Origin of the sequence: Rossellomorea vietnamensis, from assembly GCF_001305855.1 — a bacterium.
GTDB classification, from domain to species: Bacteria; Bacillota; Bacilli; order Bacillales; family Bacillaceae_B; genus Rossellomorea; species Rossellomorea vietnamensis_A.
The window spans coordinates 1-538 of sequence record NZ_LIXZ01000090.1; the positions used below are offsets into that span (position 1 = coordinate 1).

The 538-nt window shown below is 52.6% G+C and carries 1 rRNA gene; it reads right to left on the reverse strand.

From position 1 onward, the window contains the following. A 23S ribosomal RNA gene (locus AM506_RS21900) occupies nucleotides 1–538 on the reverse strand; the annotation flags it as partial.

The following is a 538-nucleotide window of genomic DNA, read 5'->3' on the forward strand; positions in this document are numbered from 1 at the left end:
CGGTAACCCGATGAGGGCCCCTAGTCCAAACAGTGCTCTACCTCCAAGACTCTTACACATGAGGCTAGCCCTAAAGCTATTTCGGAGAGAACCAGCTATCTCCAAGTTCGATTGGAATTTCTCCGCTACCCACACCTCATCCCCGCACTTTTCAACGTGCGTGGGTTCGGACCTCCATTCAGTGTTACCTGAACTTCATCCTGGACATGGGTAGATCACCTGGTTTCGGGTCTACGACCACATACTCATTCGCCCTATTCAGACTCGCTTTCGCTGCGGCTCCGTCTTAACAACTTAACCTTGCATGGGATCGTAACTCGCCGGTTCATTCTACAAAAGGCACGCCATCACCCGTTAACGGGCTCTGACTACTTGTAGGCACACGGTTTCAGGTTCTATTTCACTCCCCTTCCGGGGTGCTTTTCACCTTTCCCTCACGGTACTGGTTCACTATCGGTCACTAGGGAGTATTTAGCCTTGGGAGATGGTCCTCCCAGCTTCCGACGGGATTTCACGTGTCCCGCCGTACTCAGGATCC